This window comes from Mesorhizobium sp. MC2-1-1 (assembly GCF_057597255.1).
Map to the genome: position 1 here is coordinate 5167764 of NZ_CP195205.1, position 17894 is coordinate 5185657.

Annotated in this window: 14 protein-coding genes; 6 read left to right on the forward strand and 8 right to left on the reverse strand. The window is 64.3% G+C overall.

The genetic code is table 11. The features are described from left to right. Positions 1–3 precede the first annotated feature (3 nt). The 4 genes from fdhF to ACR64R_RS25540 all read right to left on the reverse strand — a co-directional run bounded on the left by fdhF (position 4) and on the right by ACR64R_RS25540 (position 6053). Positions 4–2916 (reverse strand): formate dehydrogenase subunit alpha, encoded by a 2913-nt coding sequence (gene fdhF / locus ACR64R_RS25525; protein ID WP_487359010.1) that lies wholly within the window; start codon positions 2914–2916, stop codon positions 4–6. Positions 2917–2926: 10 nt separating this feature from the next. Continuing rightward, a complete protein-coding gene (locus ACR64R_RS25530) occupies positions 2927–4483 on the reverse strand; it encodes a formate dehydrogenase beta subunit (RefSeq protein ID WP_487359011.1) in 1557 nt (518 codons plus the stop codon). After that, positions 4480–4959: a formate dehydrogenase subunit gamma gene (locus ACR64R_RS25535; protein ID WP_487359012.1), complete on the reverse strand. Its 480-nt coding sequence runs from the start codon at positions 4957–4959 to the stop codon at positions 4480–4482. Before ACR64R_RS25535 ends, ACR64R_RS25530 begins: the two co-directional genes overlap by 4 nt. 194 nt (positions 4960–5153) lie before the next feature. Next, complete coding sequence (locus tag ACR64R_RS25540) at positions 5154–6053, reverse strand: LysR family transcriptional regulator (protein ID WP_487359013.1); 900 nt, start codon at positions 6051–6053, stop codon at positions 5154–5156. A 156-nt stretch (positions 6054–6209) separates the two neighbouring features. On the opposite strand from ACR64R_RS25540, the gene ACR64R_RS25545 reads away from it, so the two are divergent. Together ACR64R_RS25545 and ACR64R_RS25550 are read left to right on the forward strand one after the other, a co-directional pair. Beyond that, positions 6210–6851 (forward strand): DUF47 family protein, encoded by a 642-nt coding sequence (locus tag ACR64R_RS25545; protein ID WP_487359014.1) that lies wholly within the window; start codon positions 6210–6212, stop codon positions 6849–6851. Between the two features lie 3 nt (positions 6852–6854). After that, the gene (locus ACR64R_RS25550) at positions 6855–7859 is read left to right on the forward strand and encodes an anion permease (RefSeq protein ID WP_487359015.1); all 1005 of its coding nucleotides are present in this window, start codon (positions 6855–6857) and stop codon (positions 7857–7859) included. 25 nt (positions 7860–7884) lie between these two features. On the opposite strand, the gene ACR64R_RS25555 is transcribed toward ACR64R_RS25550, so the two are convergent. Beyond that, positions 7885–8262, reverse strand: a complete 378-nt coding sequence (locus ACR64R_RS25555) for a VOC family protein (RefSeq protein WP_487359016.1) — start codon at positions 8260–8262, stop codon at positions 7885–7887. A gap of 248 nt (positions 8263–8510) precedes the next feature. On the opposite strand from ACR64R_RS25555, the gene ACR64R_RS25560 reads away from it, so the two are divergent. Beyond that, positions 8511–9686, forward strand: a complete 1176-nt coding sequence (locus ACR64R_RS25560) for an Mrp/NBP35 family ATP-binding protein (protein ID WP_487359017.1) — start codon at positions 8511–8513, stop codon at positions 9684–9686. 14 nt (positions 9687–9700) lie between these two features. Here ACR64R_RS25560 and ACR64R_RS25565 read toward each other — a convergent pair whose 3' ends face one another. After that, the gene (locus ACR64R_RS25565) at positions 9701–10150 is read right to left on the reverse strand and encodes an SRPBCC family protein (protein WP_487359018.1); all 450 of its coding nucleotides are present in this window, start codon (positions 10148–10150) and stop codon (positions 9701–9703) included. A gap of 149 nt (positions 10151–10299) precedes the next feature. Here ACR64R_RS25565 and ACR64R_RS25570 point away from each other — a divergent pair, with 149 nt between their 5' ends. Continuing rightward, positions 10300–12105 carry an IlvD/Edd family dehydratase gene (locus tag ACR64R_RS25570; protein ID WP_487359019.1) on the forward strand — a complete coding sequence of 602 codons (1806 nt, stop codon included), beginning with the start codon at positions 10300–10302 and terminating at the stop codon, positions 12103–12105. Between the two features lie 167 nt (positions 12106–12272). Next, on the forward strand, positions 12273–12635 hold the full coding sequence (locus ACR64R_RS25575; protein ID WP_487359020.1) for a hypothetical protein: 363 nt from the start codon (positions 12273–12275) through the stop codon (positions 12633–12635). A 2-nt stretch (positions 12636–12637) separates the two neighbouring features. Here ACR64R_RS25575 and ACR64R_RS25580 read toward each other — a convergent pair whose 3' ends face one another. Together ACR64R_RS25580 and pdxR are read right to left on the reverse strand one after the other, a co-directional pair. After that, positions 12638–14227, reverse strand: a complete 1590-nt coding sequence (locus ACR64R_RS25580) for a trimethylamine methyltransferase family protein (RefSeq protein ID WP_487359021.1) — start codon at positions 14225–14227, stop codon at positions 12638–12640. A 216-nt stretch (positions 14228–14443) separates the two neighbouring features. After that, positions 14444–15937 (reverse strand): MocR-like pyridoxine biosynthesis transcription factor PdxR, encoded by a 1494-nt coding sequence (gene pdxR, locus ACR64R_RS25585; protein WP_040986066.1) that lies wholly within the window; start codon positions 15935–15937, stop codon positions 14444–14446. Positions 15938–16247: 310 nt separating this feature from the next. On the opposite strand from pdxR, the gene pgi reads away from it, so the two are divergent. Then, positions 16248–17891, forward strand: a complete 1644-nt coding sequence (pgi, locus tag ACR64R_RS25590; RefSeq protein ID WP_487359022.1) for a glucose-6-phosphate isomerase — start codon at positions 16248–16250, stop codon at positions 17889–17891. The last annotated feature ends 3 nt before the right edge of the window (positions 17892–17894 follow it).

Consider the following 17894-nt stretch of genomic DNA (forward strand, 5'->3'; position numbering starts at 1 on the left):
GAACTACTCCGCCGCCTGCAGCGGAGCGATGCGACGGCTCTGCTTGGCCTGCTCATTATAGTCTTTCTGCCAGTCGGTCGGGCCGTTGGAAGGCGCTACCTGCACGGCGGTGACCTTGTATTCCGGACAATTGGTCGCCCAGTCCGAGAAGTCGGTGGTGATCACGTTGGCCTGCGTGTCCGGGTGGTGGAAGGTCGTGTAGACGACACCCGGCGAGACGCGGTCGGTAATCAGCGCGCGCAGCGTGGTTTCGCCCGACCGGCTCGCCAGCCGCACCCAGTCGCCCTCGCGCACGCCACGAACTTCGGCGTCGTGAGGATGGATCTCCAGCCGGTCCTCAGCGTGCCACATCGAATTCTCGGTGCGCCTGGTCTGCGCGCCGACATTGTATTGCGACAGGATACGGCCGGTGGTGAGCAGCAGCGGATAGCGCGGACCGGTCCGCTCGTCGGTCGCCACATATTCGGTGCGGATGAACTTGCCCTTGCCGCGCACGAAGCCATCGACATGCATGATCGGCGTGCCGAGCGGCGCCTTCTCGTTGCAGGGCCACTGCACCGAGCCGACGCGGTCGAGCAGCTCGAAAGACACGCCGGCGAAGCTCGGCGTGGTCTTGGCGATCTCGTCCATGATCTGCGAGGGGTGGGTATAATTCCAGTCCAGCCCTATTGCCCGGGCGAGCTCCTGCGTCGCTTCCCAGTCCGCGTAGCGGGCCTTCGGCTCGATGACCTTGCGCACCATGTTGATGCGGCGCTCGGCATTGGTGAAGGTGCCGTCCTTCTCGAGGAAGGTCGAGCCCGGCAGGAAGACATGCGCGTAGTTGGCCGTCTCGTTCAGGAAGAGGTCGTGCACGACAACGCATTCCATCGCGGCTAGGCCGCCGGCGACATGCTTGGTGTCGGGATCGGACTGAAGGATGTCCTCGCCCTGGATGTAGATGCCCTTGAACGACCCGTCGACCGCGGCGTCCAGCATGTTGGGGATGCGCAGGCCCGGCTCATCGTCGAGCTTCACGCCCCAAAGGCTCTCATAAATGTCGCGCACGGCTTCGCCCGAGATGTGGCGGTAGCCCGGCAGCTCATGCGGGAAGGAGCCCATGTCGCAAGAGCCCTGCACATTGTTCTGGCCGCGCAACGGGTTCACGCCGACCCCCGGACGGCCGATATTGCCGGTGGCCATGGCGAGGTTGGCGATTGCCATCACCGTGGTCGAGCCCTGGCTGTGCTCGGTGACGCCGAGGCCGTAATAGATCGCGCCATTGCCGCCCTTGGCGTAAAGGCGCGCGGCGCCCCGGATGACTTCCGGGTCGACGCCGGACAGCTTGCCGACGGTTTCGGGACTGTTTTCCGGCAGGGCGACGAAGGACGCCCAGTCCTGGAACTCGGCCCAGTCGCAACGCTCGCGGATGAAGGCCTCGTTGAACAGGCCCTCGGTCACGATGACATGCGCCAGCGCCGTCAGCACCGCAACATTGGTGCCGGGCTTCAAGGGCAGGTGATAGTCGGCCTCGATATGCGCCGACTTGACCATTTCGGTGCGGCGCGGATCGATCACGATCAGCCTTGCGCCCTGGCGCAGCCGCTTCTTCAGCCGCGAGGCGAACACCGGATGCGCAGAAGCGGGATTGGCGCCGATGATGACGGCGACATCGGTAAATTCGACCGAGTCGAAATCCTGCGTGCCGGCCGAGGTGCCGTAGGTCTGGCCGAGACCGTAGCCGGTCGGCGAATGGCAGACGCGCGCGCAGGTGTCCACATTGTTGTTGCGGAAGCCCTGACGCACGAGCTTCTGGACGAGATAGGTCTCCTCATTCGTGCAGCGCGAGGAAGTGATGCCGCCGATCGCGGTGCGTCCATACTGGTACTGTATGCGGCGGAATTCCTTCGCCGTGTGGGCGATCGCCTCTTCCCAGCTCACTTCGCGCCACGGATCGGAGATCTTCTCGCGGATCATAGGCGACAGGATGCGGTCCTTGTGCGTGGCATAGCCGTAAGCGAAGCGGCCCTTGACGCAGGAATGGCCGTGGTTCGCCTTGCCCTCCTTGTAGGGCATCATGCGGATGACTTCGTCATCCTTCACTTCGGCCTTGAACGAGCAGCCAACGCCACAATAAGCGCAGGTGGTGACGGCCGAGCGCTCCGGCATGCCCTTTGCCAGCACGGACTTCTCGCGCAGTGCGTCGGTCGGGCAGGCCTGCACGCATGCGCCGCAGGAGACGCATTCGGAAGCGATGAAGTCCTCATGCATGCCGGCGACCATGCGCGACTCGAAGCCGCGGCCCTCGATGGTCAGCGCAAAGGTGCCTTGCACCTCTTCGCAGGCCCGCACGCAGCGCGAGCAGACGATGCACTGCGCCGGGTCATAGGTGAAATAGGGGTTGGACTCGTCGCGGGCGATGTAGTCGACCGCCAGCGAGCCGTGGCCGGGCGCCACGCCGCCTTCTTCCTTGACGTGGTTGCGGCCTTCGGTACCGTAGCGGTTCTCGGAGAGACCGACCGATTTCGCCACCGCGTCGAACTCGCTGGCGCCGGTGCCGGCCTTCTCATTCCAGCCGGTCGGATGGTCCGAGACATAGAGCTCCATGACGCCGCGGCGGATGGCGTCGAGCCGGTCCGACTGCGTGCGCACCACCATGCCTTCGCCGACCGGCGTCGTGCAGGAGGCCGGCGTGCCGCCGCGCCCTTCGATCTCGACCAGGCAGACGCGGCAGGAACCGAAGGAGTCCAGCATGTCGGTGGCGCAGAGCTTCGGGATCTCGACGCCGCCTTCCATCGCCGCGCGCATGATCGAAGTGCCTTCCGGCACGGTGATGCTTTGCCCGTCGACGGTCAGTGTGACCTGCTTCGTCGCCTTCGACTCCGGCGTTCCGTAGTCGATCTCTTCGATAAGTGTCGGGAAGTCGGCCTTGATGTTCATCTGCCAGCTCCTATTCGGCCGCCACGCGCGCCGGCGCGGGCTTGAAATCCTCGGGGAAATGCGTGATCGAGCTCATCACCGGATAGGGCGTGAAGCCGCCCAGCGCGCAGAGCGATCCGAACTTCATCGTGTTGCAGAGGTCGGTGACCAAAGCGAGGTTCTTCTCCGCCTCGATCCCGGCCGCGACCTTGTCCAGGACCTCCACGCCGCGCGTCGAGCCGATGCGGCAGGGCGTGCATTTGCCGCAGCTTTCGATGGCGCAGAACTCCATGGCGAAGCGCGCCTGCTTCAGCATGTCGGCCGTGTCGTCGAACACGGTGATGCCGGCATGGCCGATCAGGCCGTCGCGCTTGGCGAATTCCTCATAGTCGAAGGGCGTGTCGAACAGCGCGCGCGGGAAATAGGCGCCGAGCGGCCCACCGACCTGCACCGCCTTGACCGGTCGTCCGGAAGCCGTGCCGCCGCCGATGTCGTCGACGATTTCGCCCAGCGTCAGGCCGAAGGCCGTCTCGAACAGGCCGCCATTGCGAACGTTGCCGGCAATCTGGATCGGGATCGTGCCGCGCGAGCGGCCCATGCCGAAATCCTTGTAGTAGGCGGCGCCTTTGTCCATGATGATCGGCACCGAGGCCAGGCTGATCACATTGTTGATCACGGTCGGCTTGCCGAACAGGCCCTGGATCGCCGGCAGCGGCGGCTTGGCGCGCACGACGCCGCGCTTGCCTTCGAGGCTGTTCAGGAGCGAGGTTTCCTCGCCGCAGACATAGGCGCCGGCGCCGACCCGGATCTCCATGTCGAAGGCGTTGGGCGAACCGAGCACGCTGAGGCCGAGCACACCTGCCTTGCGGGCGATCGCGACTGCCTTGTTCATCGTCGCCACCGCATGCGGATATTCCGAGCGGATATAGACGAAACCCTTGGTGGCGCCGGTGGCGATGCCGGCGATCGCCATGCCCTCGATGAGCACGAACGGATCGCCTTCCATGATCATGCGGTCGGCGAAGGTGGCGCTGTCGCCCTCGTCGGCATTGCAGACGATGTATTTCTGCGTGCCCGCCGTATCCAGCACCGTCTTCCACTTGATGCCGGTCGGAAAGCCTGCGCCGCCGCGGCCGCGCAGGCCGGACTCGGTCACCTGCTTGACGACATCGGCCGGCGCCATTGCGACCGCGTTCTGCAGGCCGCGCAAACCGCCCAGCGACTTGTAGGCGTCGAGCGACAGCGGGTCGTTGATGCCGCAGCGCGCGAAGGTCAGCCGGGTCTGCTTGGCCAGAAAGGGAATCTTGTCCGGGGCACCCAGCCATCGCTTATGGTGACCGCCATTGAGGAAGCCGCCATCGAACAGGCTCTTAACATCGGAGGGCTTCACCGGCCCGTAGGCAACACGGCCATTGTCGGTCGCCACCTCTACCATGGGCTCGAGGAAATAGGCGCCGCGCGAGCCGTTGCGCACGATCTTGGCCTCGACGCCGCGTTCCTTGAGCTCGGCTTCGATCGCCCTGGCAACCTTATCGGCGCCGAGCGCGATGGCGCCTGAATCGCAGGGGACATAGATGCGCGGGATCATGAACGCACCTCCGCGACGATCTCTTCGATCTTCTCGTCATCGAGCCGGCCGATGACTTCGCCGTCAAGCATGGCCGATGGCGAGCAGGCGCAAAGCCCGAGGCAGTAGACCGGCTCCAGTGTAACCGATCCGTCGCGCGTGGTCTCGTGGAAATCGATGCCGAGCAACCGCTTGACCTTGGCGGCGACGGCGTCCGAACCCATCGACTGGCAGGCTTCGGCCTGACAGAGCTTCAGCACGTGGCGGCCGGCCGGCCTGGCGCGGAAATCGTGATAGAAGGTGACGACGCCATGCACCTCGGCCCGGGAAAGGTTCAGCCCATCGGCGATCACCGGCAGCGCGTCCTTCGGAACGTGTCCGAACTCTTCCTGTATGCTGTGCAGGATCGGCAGCAGCGGGCCTTCAAGGCCCTTCATCTCGTCAATGATCGCCGCCGTGCGCGACGCGATCTCGGTACTTGCGGCCTGCATGGTCACGCAGCGCCCTCCCTGGTCGTGGCGACCCAGTCTATGTCACCCCGGGGTACAGATCGGTTTCCGGGGAACGACATAGATAGGGCGCAATATCGCTAAGTCCTTACGAAATCAGAGGAAACCTCCGAAATCAATAAAGCGCTTTCGTTGCTTGATAGAAATTCTCTATCAATCTCGGGCAGCTAGCAGTGTCTAGCCTAGCGGTGGGCGCGGAAATCGTCCGCCAGCGCCATAGCCTCGTCCAGAAGCGCCTGCACCAGCGGCGTGTGCGGCTCGCGCGGCGCCGCCACGAGCCCGACCGTGTGGCTGGCGTCCGGCTCGACGATCGGGATCGCCCGGATAGGCTCGGAGAAACCGAAAGTCTCCGCAAGGTTGAGCGGCATGATCGATGACCATTTGCCGGTCCTGATATGCGAGAACAGCACGATCATCGAGTTTGATTCCAGCGTCGGCCGCACCTGCACCCCGGCTTCCGCCAGATGCTGGTCGATGATGCGCCGGTTCTGCATGTCCGGCGTCAGCAGGCAGAGCGGCAGGCGGCTGATCTCGGCCCACGTCACCTTGTCGCGGTCGGAATAGGGGTTCCCGACCGCCGTGATCAACTGGTAGCGCTCGTCATAGAGCGGCACGCTGGTGACACGCCCGAGCGGCTCGTTGTCGAGATAGGTGATGCCGGCATCGACGTCGAAATTGCCGAGCAGCGACAGGACCTCGATCGAGGTGCGCGACAGCACCGAGAAGGTGACGCCCGGATGCTTTTCGCGAAACGGCGTCGTCAGCCGCGCCACCATGGCAAGCGCTGTCGGGATGGCCGCGATGCGGATGCGGCCGGCGAGGCCGTGGCGCGCCGCGCGCATCTCCTCGCGCATCGTCCTCGTGTCGCCGACGATGCGGCGCGCCCAGCCCAGCACCTGCTTGCCTTCCGGCGTCAGGCCCTGGAAGCGGGAGCCGCGCAGCACCAGCATGACGCCGAGCTGTTCCTCGAGCTGCTTGATGCCGGCCGACAGCGTCGGCTGGGTGACGCCGCACACCTCCGCGGCCCGGCCGAAATGCTCCTCCTTGGCCAATGCGATGAAGAATTCCAGTTTGTCGATCATGCCATCCAACCCGGCCGGTTGCCCAAGGTCGGGGAAATCGCCTCGCTTCGCAAGACGCATGCGCAATCGGTCTCGTCCACATTTTTGAGCCGGCTATCTGTTTTCCCGCGCCGCGCATGGCGCTATGTGGGATATGTGGAGGCAAGGAGGGACAAGATGCTGGGCTGGTTTCGCAAGCTGTTGCCGCGCGAGGATCGCTTCTTCGACCTGTTCGAGCGGCATTCGCGCACCGTGGTCGGCGGCGCCGAGGCCCTAGAGCAACTGCTTCAAGGCAAGGACATCGACCGCTGGTGCCAGAAGATCGTCGACCTCGAACACGAAGCGGACGGCATCACCGCCGAGGTCCTGCTTGCCGTCAGGCGATCCTTCATCACCCCCTTCGACCGCGGCGACATCAAGGACCTGATCCAGTCGATGGATGACGCCATCGACATGATGCACAAGACGGTCAAGACGGTGAAACTGTTCGAAGTCACAGAGTTCGACCCGCTGATGCGGGAAATGGGGGGCGTCATCGTACAGGCTGCCCGGCTGGTCGCCGAGGCGATCCCGCTGCTCGGCAAGGTCGGCGCCAACGCGGCGCGCCTCAATGCGATCGCCGAAGAGGTGATGCGCGTCGAGGGTCGCGCCGACGACCTGCACGAGCAGGGCCTCAAGGATCTGTTCAGGCATCATGGCCGCAGCGACCCGATGGCTTATCTGATCGGCTCGGAGATCTATGGCCAATTGGAGAAGGTGGTCGACCGCTTCGAGGATGTCGCCAACGAGATCAGCGGCATCGTGATCGAGAACGTTTAGGCGATGGACGCCACGATCGCTTTTCCGCTTCTGATCGGCCTCGTTGCCGTGGCCCTGTTCTTCGATTTCCTCAACGGCCTGCACGATGCCGCCAATTCGATCGCGACCATCGTCTCCACTCGTGTGCTCAGGCCGCATTACGCGGTGCTTTGGGCGGCTTTCTTCAATTTCATCGCGTTCCTGTTCTTCGGCCTGCATGTCGCCGAGACGGTGGGGAAGGGCATTGTGGACGCCAGCATCGTCACACCGGCGGTGATCTTCTCGGCGCTTGTCGGCGCTATCGTCTGGAACATCGTCACCTGGGTCGCCGGGATTCCGTCCAGCAGCTCGCATGCGCTGATCGGCGGGCTGGTCGGCGCCGGCGTCGCCAAGGCCGGAACCGGCGCCATCGTCTGGTCAGGGCTCGGCAAGACGGTCGCGGCCATCGTGCTCTCGCCGGCGACCGGATTCGTGCTGGCGCTCGTCCTCGTTCTCATCGTCTCCTGGCTGTTCGTGCGCCAGACCCCGTTCGCCGTCGACAACACGTTTCGCGTGCTGCAGTTCTTTTCCGCCTCGCTCTATTCGCTGGGACATGGCGGCAACGACGCGCAGAAAACCATGGGCATCATCGCCGTGCTGCTCTATTCGCAAGGTATGCTCGGCCAGAGCTTCTACGTGCCGTTGTGGGTGGTCCTCACGTGCCAGTCGGCTCTGGCGCTGGGCACGCTGCTTGGCGGCTGGCGCATCGTGCATACCATGGGATCGAAGATCACGCGTCTGAACCCCATGCAGGGTTTTTGCGCCGAGACCGGGGGCGCGATCACGCTTTTCGCCGCAACCTGGCTCGGTGTCCCGGTCTCGACGACGCACACCATCACGGGCGCGATCATCGGTGTAGGCGCCGCCCGCCGCGTCTCCGCCGTGCGCTGGGGCATTGCCGGCAACATCGTCGTTGCCTGGGTAGTCACCTTGCCGGCGACTGCGGCAATCGCGGCGCTGACCTATTTCGCGACGCGGCTGGCCGCATGAAGCGGCCTGGGTCGCCGCTGTCCCGTTACTCGCCTGCAAGGTTCAGGATATTACCGTCGGGATCCTTGAACCAGGCGACCTTCATGCCTTGGCCCACATGGATGTCGCCCTCGAGTGAAAGGCCGGGCATGTCGTAGTGCTCGAAAGTGACGCCCTTCGACTTCAACGATTTGACGATTGCACCGATGCGGTCGCCGACCGCCCAGGTTACGGCAGTAGCCTTGTTGGTGCCTGCAAATTGCGAGTGGTAGACGTTGATCAACGTATCGCCGCTTTTATAGACGATGAGCTCGCCGCCCATGTCTTGCACCTGGCTGAGGCCGAGCATTCCTTCATAGAAGGCCCTGGCCTTCCCCAGGTCCTTCACCGCGAGATTGGCAGTGGCGTTGCTGTTAGCGAGCATGAGTTTCTCCTTTCTCTGCCGGTTACGTCGTTTTGGCCGCGCGCTGGAAACCGGCAAAACAGGGCTGGCCGTCAACCCGCGACCGCAGCCGCCTGGTGCTATGTGTCATTCTGAAAGACGAACGACGGCCGCGAAACCCGACATCCCACGCAAGTTTTTCCAGGAATGACGCAGCCCATGTCGTTCCGAAGCTTGGTTCTGCCGGGGAACTGCATTATCTGACCCCGCAAACGCGTGGGAAAAAGCTTATGTCCATCACCAAGGAATCCGTCCTCGAGCGCCTGAAGACGGTGAACGGGCCGGACTTTACCGGCAACATCGTCGATCTCGGCATGGTCTCGGAAATCTTCATCGCCGATTCCAAGGTGTTCTTCTCCATTACCGTTCCCGCCGCGCGTGCCCAGGAACTGGAGCCCTTGCGAGCCGCGGCCGAGCGCGCGGTGAAAGCCGTCCCCGGCGTCGCCGGCGCCATCGTCGCGCTCACGGCCGAGAAGAAAGGCGGCGGCATGGAAGCGCCGGTTACGCCGCGCCCGGCGGCCCCTCGGCCCGCCGCCCCGCCACCGGCGCCGCAGCGTCCCGCGCCGCATGCGCCCGCATCCCAGAGCCATGGCAAGCGCGGCGTGCCAGGTATCGACGCCATCATCGCGGTCGCTTCCGGCAAGGGCGGCGTCGGCAAATCGACCACCGCGGTCAACCTGGCGCTTGGCCTTGCCGCCAATGGGCTTAAGGTTGGCGTGCTCGACGCCGACATCTACGGGCCGTCGATGCCGCGCCTGCTCAACATTCACGGGCGGCCCCAGACGGTCGACGGCAAGATCCTGAAGCCGATGCAGAATTATGGCCTCAAGGTGATGTCCATGGGCTTCCTCGTCGACGAGGAGACGCCGATGATCTGGCGCGGTCCGATGGTGATGTCGGCGCTGACGCAGATGCTTCGCGAGGTCGAATGGGGCTCGCTCGACGTGCTGGTGGTCGACATGCCGCCCGGCACCGGCGACGCCCAGCTCACAATGGCCCAGCAGGTGCCGCTCGCGGGCGCCGTCATCGTCTCGACGCCGCAGGACCTGGCGCTGATCGACGCGCGAAAAGGCCTCAACATGTTCAAGAAGGTCGATGTGCCGCTGCTCGGCATCGTCGAGAACATGAGCTACTTCCTCGCGCCCGACACCGGCAAGCGCTATGATATTTTCGGCCATGGCGGCGCGCGCCGCGAGGCCGAAAGACTCGGTGTCACCTTCCTCGGCGAGGTGCCGCTGGAAATGGGCATCCGCGAAAGCTCCGATGCCGGCGCGCCGGTCGTTGCCTCGAAGCCGGACGGCGCCGAGGCGAAGATCTATCGCGACATAGCGTTGAAGGTCTGGGGTCGGGTCCAAGAGGAACGCGGCGCGGCCGAAGCCGCCGTGCCGAGCATCGTGTTCGAATAGCCCTCGAAGGGAGGTCAGGCGCCGACCTTCTCCCCGAACGTCGAGAAGAACTGCCCCGCGAGCTTCTTCGATGTCGACTCGATCAGCCGGCTGCCGAGCTGCGCGATCTTGCCGCCGACCTCGGCCTTGGCGGCGTATTTGAGCACCGTCGCATCCGGCCCGTCGGCGGTCAGCGTGACGTCGGCGCCGCCCTTGGCGAAGCCGGCAATCCCGCCCTTGCCTTCGCCCTGGATGGTGTAGGAATGCGGCGGCTTGAGATTCTTCAGCGTTACCGCGCCGTTGAAGGTCGCCTTGATCGGCCCGATCTTCAGCACCACGGTGGCCGCCATCTCGGTGTCCGAGCTCTTTTCCAGGCTCTGGCAGCCGGGAATCGCCGCTTTCAGGATGTTCGGGTCGTTGAGGGCTTCCCATACTTTCTCGACGGGTGCGGCGATCCGCTCCTCGCCTTCGATCACCAAAGCCATCAAGACCTCCCGATTGCTGTTGTCGGTTGGTCGTAGCGCGCGGCCCGCGACAAGTCTATCGCACCAAAGTCCGGGTCCCGGCAGCGCGTGCCTCTTGCTTGCGCTCGCGCGTTGTCCTATCGATTTGTCATACAAATACGGAGACCACCATGGCAGGCGCCCCCACCAGGAAAAAGAAATTTCGCTCGCAGGAGTGGTTCGACAACCCCGACAATCCGGGCATGACCGCGCTCTATCTGGAACGGTACCTGAACTATGGGCTGACGCGCGCCGAGCTGATGTCGGGCAAGCCGCTAATCGGCATAGCGCAGACCGGTTCCGACCTCTCGCCCTGCAACCGCCATCACCTCGAACTCGCCAAGCGTGTGCGCGAGGGCATCGTCTCTATGGGCGGCATCCCGTTCGAATTCCCTTGCCATCCGATCCAGGAAACCGGCAAGCGCCCCACCGCCGCGCTCGACCGAAACCTAGCGTATCTCAGCCTCGTCGAGGTGCTCTATGGCTACCCGCTCGACGGCGTCGTGCTCACCATCGGCTGCGACAAGACAACGCCGGCTCTGCTTATGGCGGCGGCCACCGTCAATATTCCGGCCATCGCGCTGTCGGTCGGCCCCATGCTGAACGGCTGGCACAAGGGCAAGCGCACCGGCTCCGGCACCATCGTGTGGGAATCCCGGCAAAGGCTCTCGGCCGGCGAGATCAACTATGACGAGTTCATGGATATCGTCGCCTCGTCGGCGCCCTCGACCGGCTATTGCAACACCATGGGCACCGCCACCACGATGAATTCGCTCGCCGAGGCGCTCGGCATGCAGCTGCCGGGCTCCGCTGCCATCCCCGCGCCCTACCGCGAGCGCGGCCAGATCGCCTACGAGACGGGCAAGCGCATCGTCGACATGGTGCATGAGGACCTGAAGCCATCCGACATCATGACGCGCGAGGCCTTCGAGAACGCCATTGTCGTCAACTCGGCCATCGGCGGCTCGACCAACGCGCCGATCCACCTCAACGCGATCGCACGTCATCTCGGCGTGGCGCTCGACAATGACGACTGGCAGAAGATCGGACTGAACATCCCGCTTCTCGTCAACCTCCAGCCGACGGGCGAGTATCTCGGCGAGGACTATCACCACGCCGGCGGCGTGCCGGCCGTCGTCGCCGAACTGATGAAGGGCGGCCTGCTGCCGCATCCCAACGCCATCACCGCCAACGGCAAGACGATGGGCGACAATTGCAGGGACGCCGTCAACGAGAACCCGCAGGTGATCAGCAGCGTCGCCAAGCCGCTCAAGGCCAATGCCGGCTTTATCAATCTCAAGGGCAACCTGTTCGATTCCGCCATTATGAAGACCAGCGGCATCTCGACCGAATTCCGCCAGCGCTACCTCTCCAACCCGAACGATCCCGAGGCTTTCGAAGGCAACGCCATGGTCTTCGACGGACCGGAGGATTATCACGCCCGCATCGACGATCCGGCGCAGGGCATAGACGAACACACGATCCTGTTCATGCGGGGCGCGGGTCCCGTCGGTTATCCGGGCGGTGCCGAGGTGGTCAACATGCAGCCGCCGGCCTATCTCATCAAGAAGGGCATCCATGCGCTGGCCTGCATCGGCGACGGCCGCCAGTCCGGCACGTCCGGCTCGCCGTCGATCCTCAACGCCTCGCCGGAAGCCGCGGTCGGCGGCGGTCTTGCGCTGCTCAAGACCGGCGACCGCGTGCGAATCGACCTCAAGAAAGGCACGGCCAACATCCTTGTCAGTGACGAGGAGATCGCCAAGCGGCGCGCCGCGCTGCAGGCCGATGGCGGCTATCACTATCCGAAGCACCAGACGCCTTGGCAGGAGATCCAGCGCGGCATGGTCGACCAGTTCTCGGCCGGCATGGTGCTGAAGCCGGCGGTGAAATACCAGGATGTCGCGCACACAAGCGGCGTGCCGCGCGACAATCACTGAACCTGTCTTTGGCTAAATCGAAGGGGCGGCTTGCCGATGGCAGGCCGCCCCTTTCTGTTGCCCTTGTTTCATCTCGATGAAGCCCACAGATATGCTCGATCCAGACGGCTTGCGTAGGGGATAATACCATTTTGGCGAGACGGCGTTCTTCCCTCGGCTTTCTTGGCATGTTCGGCCGTTCGAGCGACTTGCGCCAGTTGGACGACGCATTGCGCGCGGCCGACCTGCACCCGGCTTTGGTGCCGGAGGGCGTGAAACTCACCATCGTCAACCTGATGAATGACCGCTGGCCGGACGAGCCGCCGGCGGATGCCTATGCATCGGTGGCGCAACTGTGCGGCTATTGCGTCGCCGGGCCATCCGTGTTCGAGCAGGCCAACGGCCGTGAGCCGACCGTCGCGGTCGAGCGCCGTATCGAGCGGGCACTGGAGGCCGGCGACAGTTTCGACGCGCAGATCGTGCTGATGACGCTGCACGCCAAGCTGATCAACGCCGAGGTCGTCGAGCGCTACGAACTCAGCGTGGAATAGGGTCAGCCGCCCATGCCGCTGCGCGGCAGCTTGATCATGTCGCCGAAACGGGCCCGTAATTTGTCGTCGAGCAGGCGCGAGACATGGCGCGGGAAGCGTTCGGCAAGCACGCGCTTCTTCTCCGCGATTGCCCGCGACAGGATGTCGGGCCGGCCCTTTTCATTCCATTCCTTGGGCGAGAACCGGTCGCCGACCGCCGGATAGAAATACTCGGTCTGCATCAGCTTCAATGTCTGATCGTTGCCGAGATAGTGCCCCGGGCCCTTCATGCAGACCTCGGCGATGGTGTCGATCGACAGCGCCTCGTCGGTCACCTCGATGCCGCGCACGCAACGCAGGCAGTGACCCAGCATGTCGTTGTCGATGATCAGGCTTTCGAGGCAAAAGCCGAGCAGCGACGCATGCATGCCGGCCGATTCATAGACCAGGTTGAGGCCGGACAAACCCGCCATGACATTGGTGATGCCTTTTTCGTAGCCGGCCTGGATGTCGGGCAGCTTGGAGTCCGTCATGCCGGCCGCCGATCCGCCGGGCAGGTCGTAATATTGCGCCATCTGCGCGCAGGCCGCGGTCAGCACCGCCTGTTCGGCCGAGCCGCCCGACATGGCGCCGGTCCTAAGGTCGGAGACGAAAGGCCAGGTGCCGAAGATCGCCGGATGTCCGGGCTTGATGGCATTGACATAGACCAGGCCCATCAGCACTTCCGCCACCGCCTGCACGACGGCGCCGGCTATCGCCGCGGGCGCGGTTGCGCCGGCCTGGCCGGCCGACAGAAGCAGGATCGGAATGCCGCCTTCGACGCAAGCTTCCAGCACACCGCAGGCGTCCTCAGCGAATTTCATCGGCGGCACGACGAAGCAGTTCGAGTTGGACACGAACGGCCGCGCCCTGAAATTCGCCTCGCCGCCGGCGATCGCGTAGAGCATCTCCAGCGCCGGCTTGACGTTCTCGCGCACGGTGAACGACGTGCCGACATGCTTGGACGTTCCCATCACGCAGGCATAGAGCGTGTTGAAATCCATATCGAGGGGGTCGGGAATGTCGCGCGGCACCATGGTGCGCTGGAAGAAATGGATGTTGTCCAGCCCATCGACGAGACGCGCGGCGTCATAGAGATCCTGCAGCAGCGATTCGCGATATTCGCGCTTCTCGACATCGACCAGATGCACCGCCGCACCCGCCGTGCCGAAATGCACGCGTTTGCCCTGGATCAGCATGTCGTGCTTCGGATCTTGGCCGTAGAGAGTGAAGTTGCGCGCCGCTCGTCTGATCGTGTCCAGCACCAGCGCGCGGGGCAGCCGGATGCGGCCGTCATCGCCATAGACGCCACCGACCCGCGTCAGCGCCTCGATGCAGGACGGGATGGCATTGGCGAAGCCGACCGTCTCCAGCAGCGTCAGCACGGCTTCGTGGATGCGCTCCTGGTCGTTCTGGCTCAACGGGCCGTAACTGCCGCCTTCAAGTCCCGCCCGTACGGGTCGGATGTCGTCGGCCAAGGGCGCCGCCCGCATCGCGCGGCGCGCTTCGCGTCCGCCGGAACGCCGCGAACGCTGATCCGAGGCCGCTTCCTGCTTCTCGAGAACCACCGACATGGATGCACTCCACTTTTGTCTTAGCGCGAGGCGGAGCGCGGTGGTTGGTCCACCATCGGCCTGCCTCGTCCCCTTCGGCCCCCGACTATGCCGCCGACATTGGTACAGCATATGGGCCAACCAACCCCGTCGAATATGCCAGAATTCTAAAGCGACAAGTCAGCGCAAACAAAAAGAGCCGGCGTGGCGCCGGCTCTATCTGGAAGTCTGTGGCGATCAGGCGGCCGCGGGCCTGCGGCCGGCGGCGGTGGCTAGTTCGCGGATGCCTGGCTCGATATGCTGCAGCGAGATCGAAGAGATGCCCAAGCGCATGAAACGAGAGGGCTTTTCGCTGCGGTCGAAGAAGCGGTCGCCGGGCTCGATGATGACGCTGCGCGAGGCTGCAGCTTCCGCCAGTCCACGTGAATCGGTGCCGCGCGGCCCCTCCAGCCAGAGCGATGTGCCGCCCGCCGAATCGGTCGAGCGCCATTCTGGCAGGAAAGCGGAAATCGCATGGACCAGACGCTTGCGCCGTTCGTCGAAAGCGGCGGAGAGCCGGCGCACCAGCGCTTCGTGGTGGCCGAGCGACAGGAACAGCGCGACGGCGCGCTGGTTGTTCGCCGGCGGATGCCTGAGCATGAAGCGGCGCAACGCGCGGAGCTCGGCGATCAGCCCGGCCGAGGCCACGATGTAGCCAAGCCTGAGGCCCGGAGCCAGCGTCTTCGACATCGAGCCGACGTAGATGACGCGGCCCGAGCGGTCGAGACTCTTCAGTGCCTGTTGCGGCGCCTCGTCGAGCAACTGGCTGTCGTAGCCGTCCTCGATGATGATCTGGTTGTTGCGGTTGGCGCGCGCCAGAAGGTCCTGCCGCCGCTCCGCCGACAATGGCACCATGGTGGGGCAGTGGTGGCTCGGCGTGACGAAGACGAAGCCGGAATCGCTTGGGATCGACGAGGTCACGATGCCCGACTGGTCGACCGGAACCGGCTGGATATCGGCGCCGGCCAGCCGGAAGATCGAGCGGGCGTCGGGATAGCCGGGATCCTCCATCGCGACCTTCGAGCCCTTGGTCATCAAGAGCGACGCCAGCATATAGAGAGCGTTCTGCGCGCCCAGCGTCACGATGATCTCGTCGGGATTGGCGAAGATGCCGCGCCGCGGCAGCAGCCTGGCCTGGATCTGCTCGATCAGCAGCGGGTCGTCGCGATCCACCATGTCGGAAGCCCAGTTACGGATCTCGAGCACGGCCAGCGCCATGCGGTTGCACTCGCGCCATTCGGCGGTCGGGAACAGCGCCGGGTCGAACTGGCCGTAGACGAATGGGTAGGAAGACTTGATCCAGTTGTCGTGCTTGGCCGGCGGCGGCATGTCGCTCGCGGCGATCTGCCGGCGCGCTTTCCAGTCGATCTCGTTCTGCTGGTCCGGAGCTTTCTGGTGCGGCTTGGCGGGGGTGGCCAGCACGTCCGGATTGACGAAATGGCCCCGCCGCTCGCGCGCCACCAGGAAACCCTGGTCGACCAGCTGCTGGAAGGCGAGCACCACCGTACCACGGGCAACTCCAAGTTTTTCCGCAAGAATCCGGCAAGAGGGCAGCGGCATCGAGGCGGCGATCTGCCGGTCAAGAATGGCCGCGACGATCGCCTGGCGGATCTGCGCCTGGAGGGTTTGGCCGGATTCAGCCGAAATCCGGAACAGGCCGGACCATATGGCCGTGTCATTGCGCTGTGGCATGGGAAATCTTCCTCGGACGGCCAGCTGATTTCACTTGGCTGGACCAGTGGAGTGTATGGGTGGCATAAGGGGTTGCGCCAATCAATTTTTCTGATCGCTGGGATTTATGCCAGTGATCTATCGGTCCGGGTAAGCGGTCCATCCACCGGTCGGCAAGAACAATGCTGCATTGCATCATGAAAGCGTGATGCACTGCGGCGATGCCGCGCTTGAATGAAATGGAATTAGGCTCAATAGATTGACGCGCCGACACGCGCCGGAAACATCCGGCCAGTTAAGATAAATCAAAAAACTCGCCAGGAGCCCGCCAGTGGACCAGTCATCTTTCGACAAGCAACTTGCCGCCCTGCGTGATCAGCGCGCGACGGCAAAGGGCACGATGCGCGAAGCCTTCGCCGCCGATCCCAAGCGCTTCGAGAGGTTTTCCGCCACTGACGGCGATCTCCTTCTCGACTGGTCGAAATGCGCGGTCGACGCGAATACGATGGCGATGCTCGAGAAGCTCGCCGATGCCGCCGATCTCGCGGGACGCCGCGCCGCCATGTTCGAAGGCAAGAAGATCAACATCACCGAGAACCGCGCCGTTCTGCACACCGCGTTGCGCAACCTGACCGGCAGGAGCGTCGTCGTCGACGGCCAGGACACCAAGGCCGATGTGATTGCCGTGCTCGACGCCATGGGCGCCTTCGCCGACGCCATCCGTTCCGGCACGGCGGCCGGCGCCACCGGCAAGAAGATCACCGACATCGTCAACATCGGCATCGGCGGTTCGGACCTCGGCCCGGCGATGGTGACGCTGGCGCTCGCGCCCTACCATGACGGGCCGCGCGCGCACTACGTCTCCAATGTCGACGGCGCGCATATCCATGACACGCTGAAGGGTCTGTCGGCGGAGACGACCCTGTTCATCATCGCGTCGAAGACCTTCACGACCGTCGAGACGATGACGAATGCCGAGACGGCGCGCCGATGGGTGGAAAAGGCGCTGGGAAAGGAAGCGATCGGTAAGCATTTCGCCGCCGTCTCGACCGCGCTCGACCTCGTGGCGAAGTTCGGCATCGAGCAGGACCGCGTCTTCGGCTTCTGGGATTGGGTCGGCGGCCGCTATTCGGTCTGGAGCGCCATCGGCCTGCCGGTGATGATTTCCATCGGTCCGCGCAATTTCCGCGCCTTCCTTGACGGCGCGCATGAGATGGACGAGCATTTCCGCTCGGCACCCATGCAGGAGAACCTGCCGGTGCTGTTGGGGCTGATCGGCTGGTGGCACCGGGTCGTTTGCAAATATCCGGCCCGCGCCGTCATTCCCTACGACCAGCGCCTGTCGCGCCTGCCGGCCTATCTGCAGCAGCTCGACATGGAATCGAACGGCAAGAGCGTCACTCTGGACGGCACCGCGGTTACCACGCCGACCGGCCCGCTGGTCTGGGGCGAACCCGGCACCAACGGCCAGCATGCCTTCTTCCAGCTCCTGCACCAGGGCACCGACTTCATCCCGGTCGAATTCCTCGCCGCCGCCATTGGCCATGAGCCCGAACTCAAGCACCAGCACGATCTTCTGCTCGCCAACTGCCTGGCGCAGTCGGAAGCCTTCATGAAGGGCCGCACGCTGGATGAGGCGCGCACGCAGATGCTGGCCAAGGGCATGAAACCGGCTGATGTCGATCGCATCGCGCCGCATCGCGTCTTCTCAGGCAACCGACCCTCGCTCACCATCCTCTACCGAAAGCTCGATCCGCGCACGTTGGGCCGGGTCATCGCGCTTTACGAGCATCGCGTTTTCGTCGAGGGCACGCTCTTCAACATCAATTCCTTCGACCAATGGGGCGTCGAACTCGGCAAGGAACTGGCCACGGGGCTGCTGCCTGTCGTCGAGGGCAAGGAGACTGCCGCAAGACGCGACGCCTCGACTGCCGGACTGGTGGCTCATATCCACCAATTGCGCGGCAAGGAGTAAAAG

Excerpts from the sequence above, each read along its gene's own strand:
- ACR64R_RS25570 (WP_487359019.1), top strand. The coding sequence starts at position 10,300 with ATGGCAGGCGCCCCCACCAGGAAAAAGAAATTTCGCTCGCAGGAGTGG.
- ACR64R_RS25530 (WP_487359011.1), bottom strand. The coding sequence starts at position 4,483 with ATGATCCCGCGCATCTATGTCCCCTGCGATTCAGGCGCCATCGCGCTC.
- ACR64R_RS25545 (WP_487359014.1), top strand. The coding sequence starts at position 6,210 with ATGCTGGGCTGGTTTCGCAAGCTGTTGCCGCGCGAGGATCGCTTCTTC.
- ACR64R_RS25565 (WP_487359018.1), bottom strand. The coding sequence starts at position 10,150 with ATGGCTTTGGTGATCGAAGGCGAGGAGCGGATCGCCGCACCCGTCGAG.
- ACR64R_RS25560 (WP_487359017.1), top strand. The coding sequence starts at position 8,511 with ATGTCCATCACCAAGGAATCCGTCCTCGAGCGCCTGAAGACGGTGAAC.
- fdhF (WP_487359010.1), bottom strand. The coding sequence starts at position 2,916 with ATGAACATCAAGGCCGACTTCCCGACACTTATCGAAGAGATCGACTAC.
- ACR64R_RS25580 (WP_487359021.1), bottom strand. The coding sequence starts at position 14,227 with ATGTCGGTGGTTCTCGAGAAGCAGGAAGCGGCCTCGGATCAGCGTTCG.
- ACR64R_RS25540 (WP_487359013.1), bottom strand. The coding sequence starts at position 6,053 with ATGATCGACAAACTGGAATTCTTCATCGCATTGGCCAAGGAGGAGCAT.
- ACR64R_RS25575 (WP_487359020.1), top strand. The coding sequence starts at position 12,273 with ATGTTCGGCCGTTCGAGCGACTTGCGCCAGTTGGACGACGCATTGCGC.
- ACR64R_RS25555 (WP_487359016.1), bottom strand. The coding sequence starts at position 8,262 with ATGCTCGCTAACAGCAACGCCACTGCCAATCTCGCGGTGAAGGACCTG.
- pdxR (WP_040986066.1), bottom strand. The coding sequence starts at position 15,937 with ATGCCACAGCGCAATGACACGGCCATATGGTCCGGCCTGTTCCGGATT.
- ACR64R_RS25550 (WP_487359015.1), top strand. The coding sequence starts at position 6,855 with ATGGACGCCACGATCGCTTTTCCGCTTCTGATCGGCCTCGTTGCCGTG.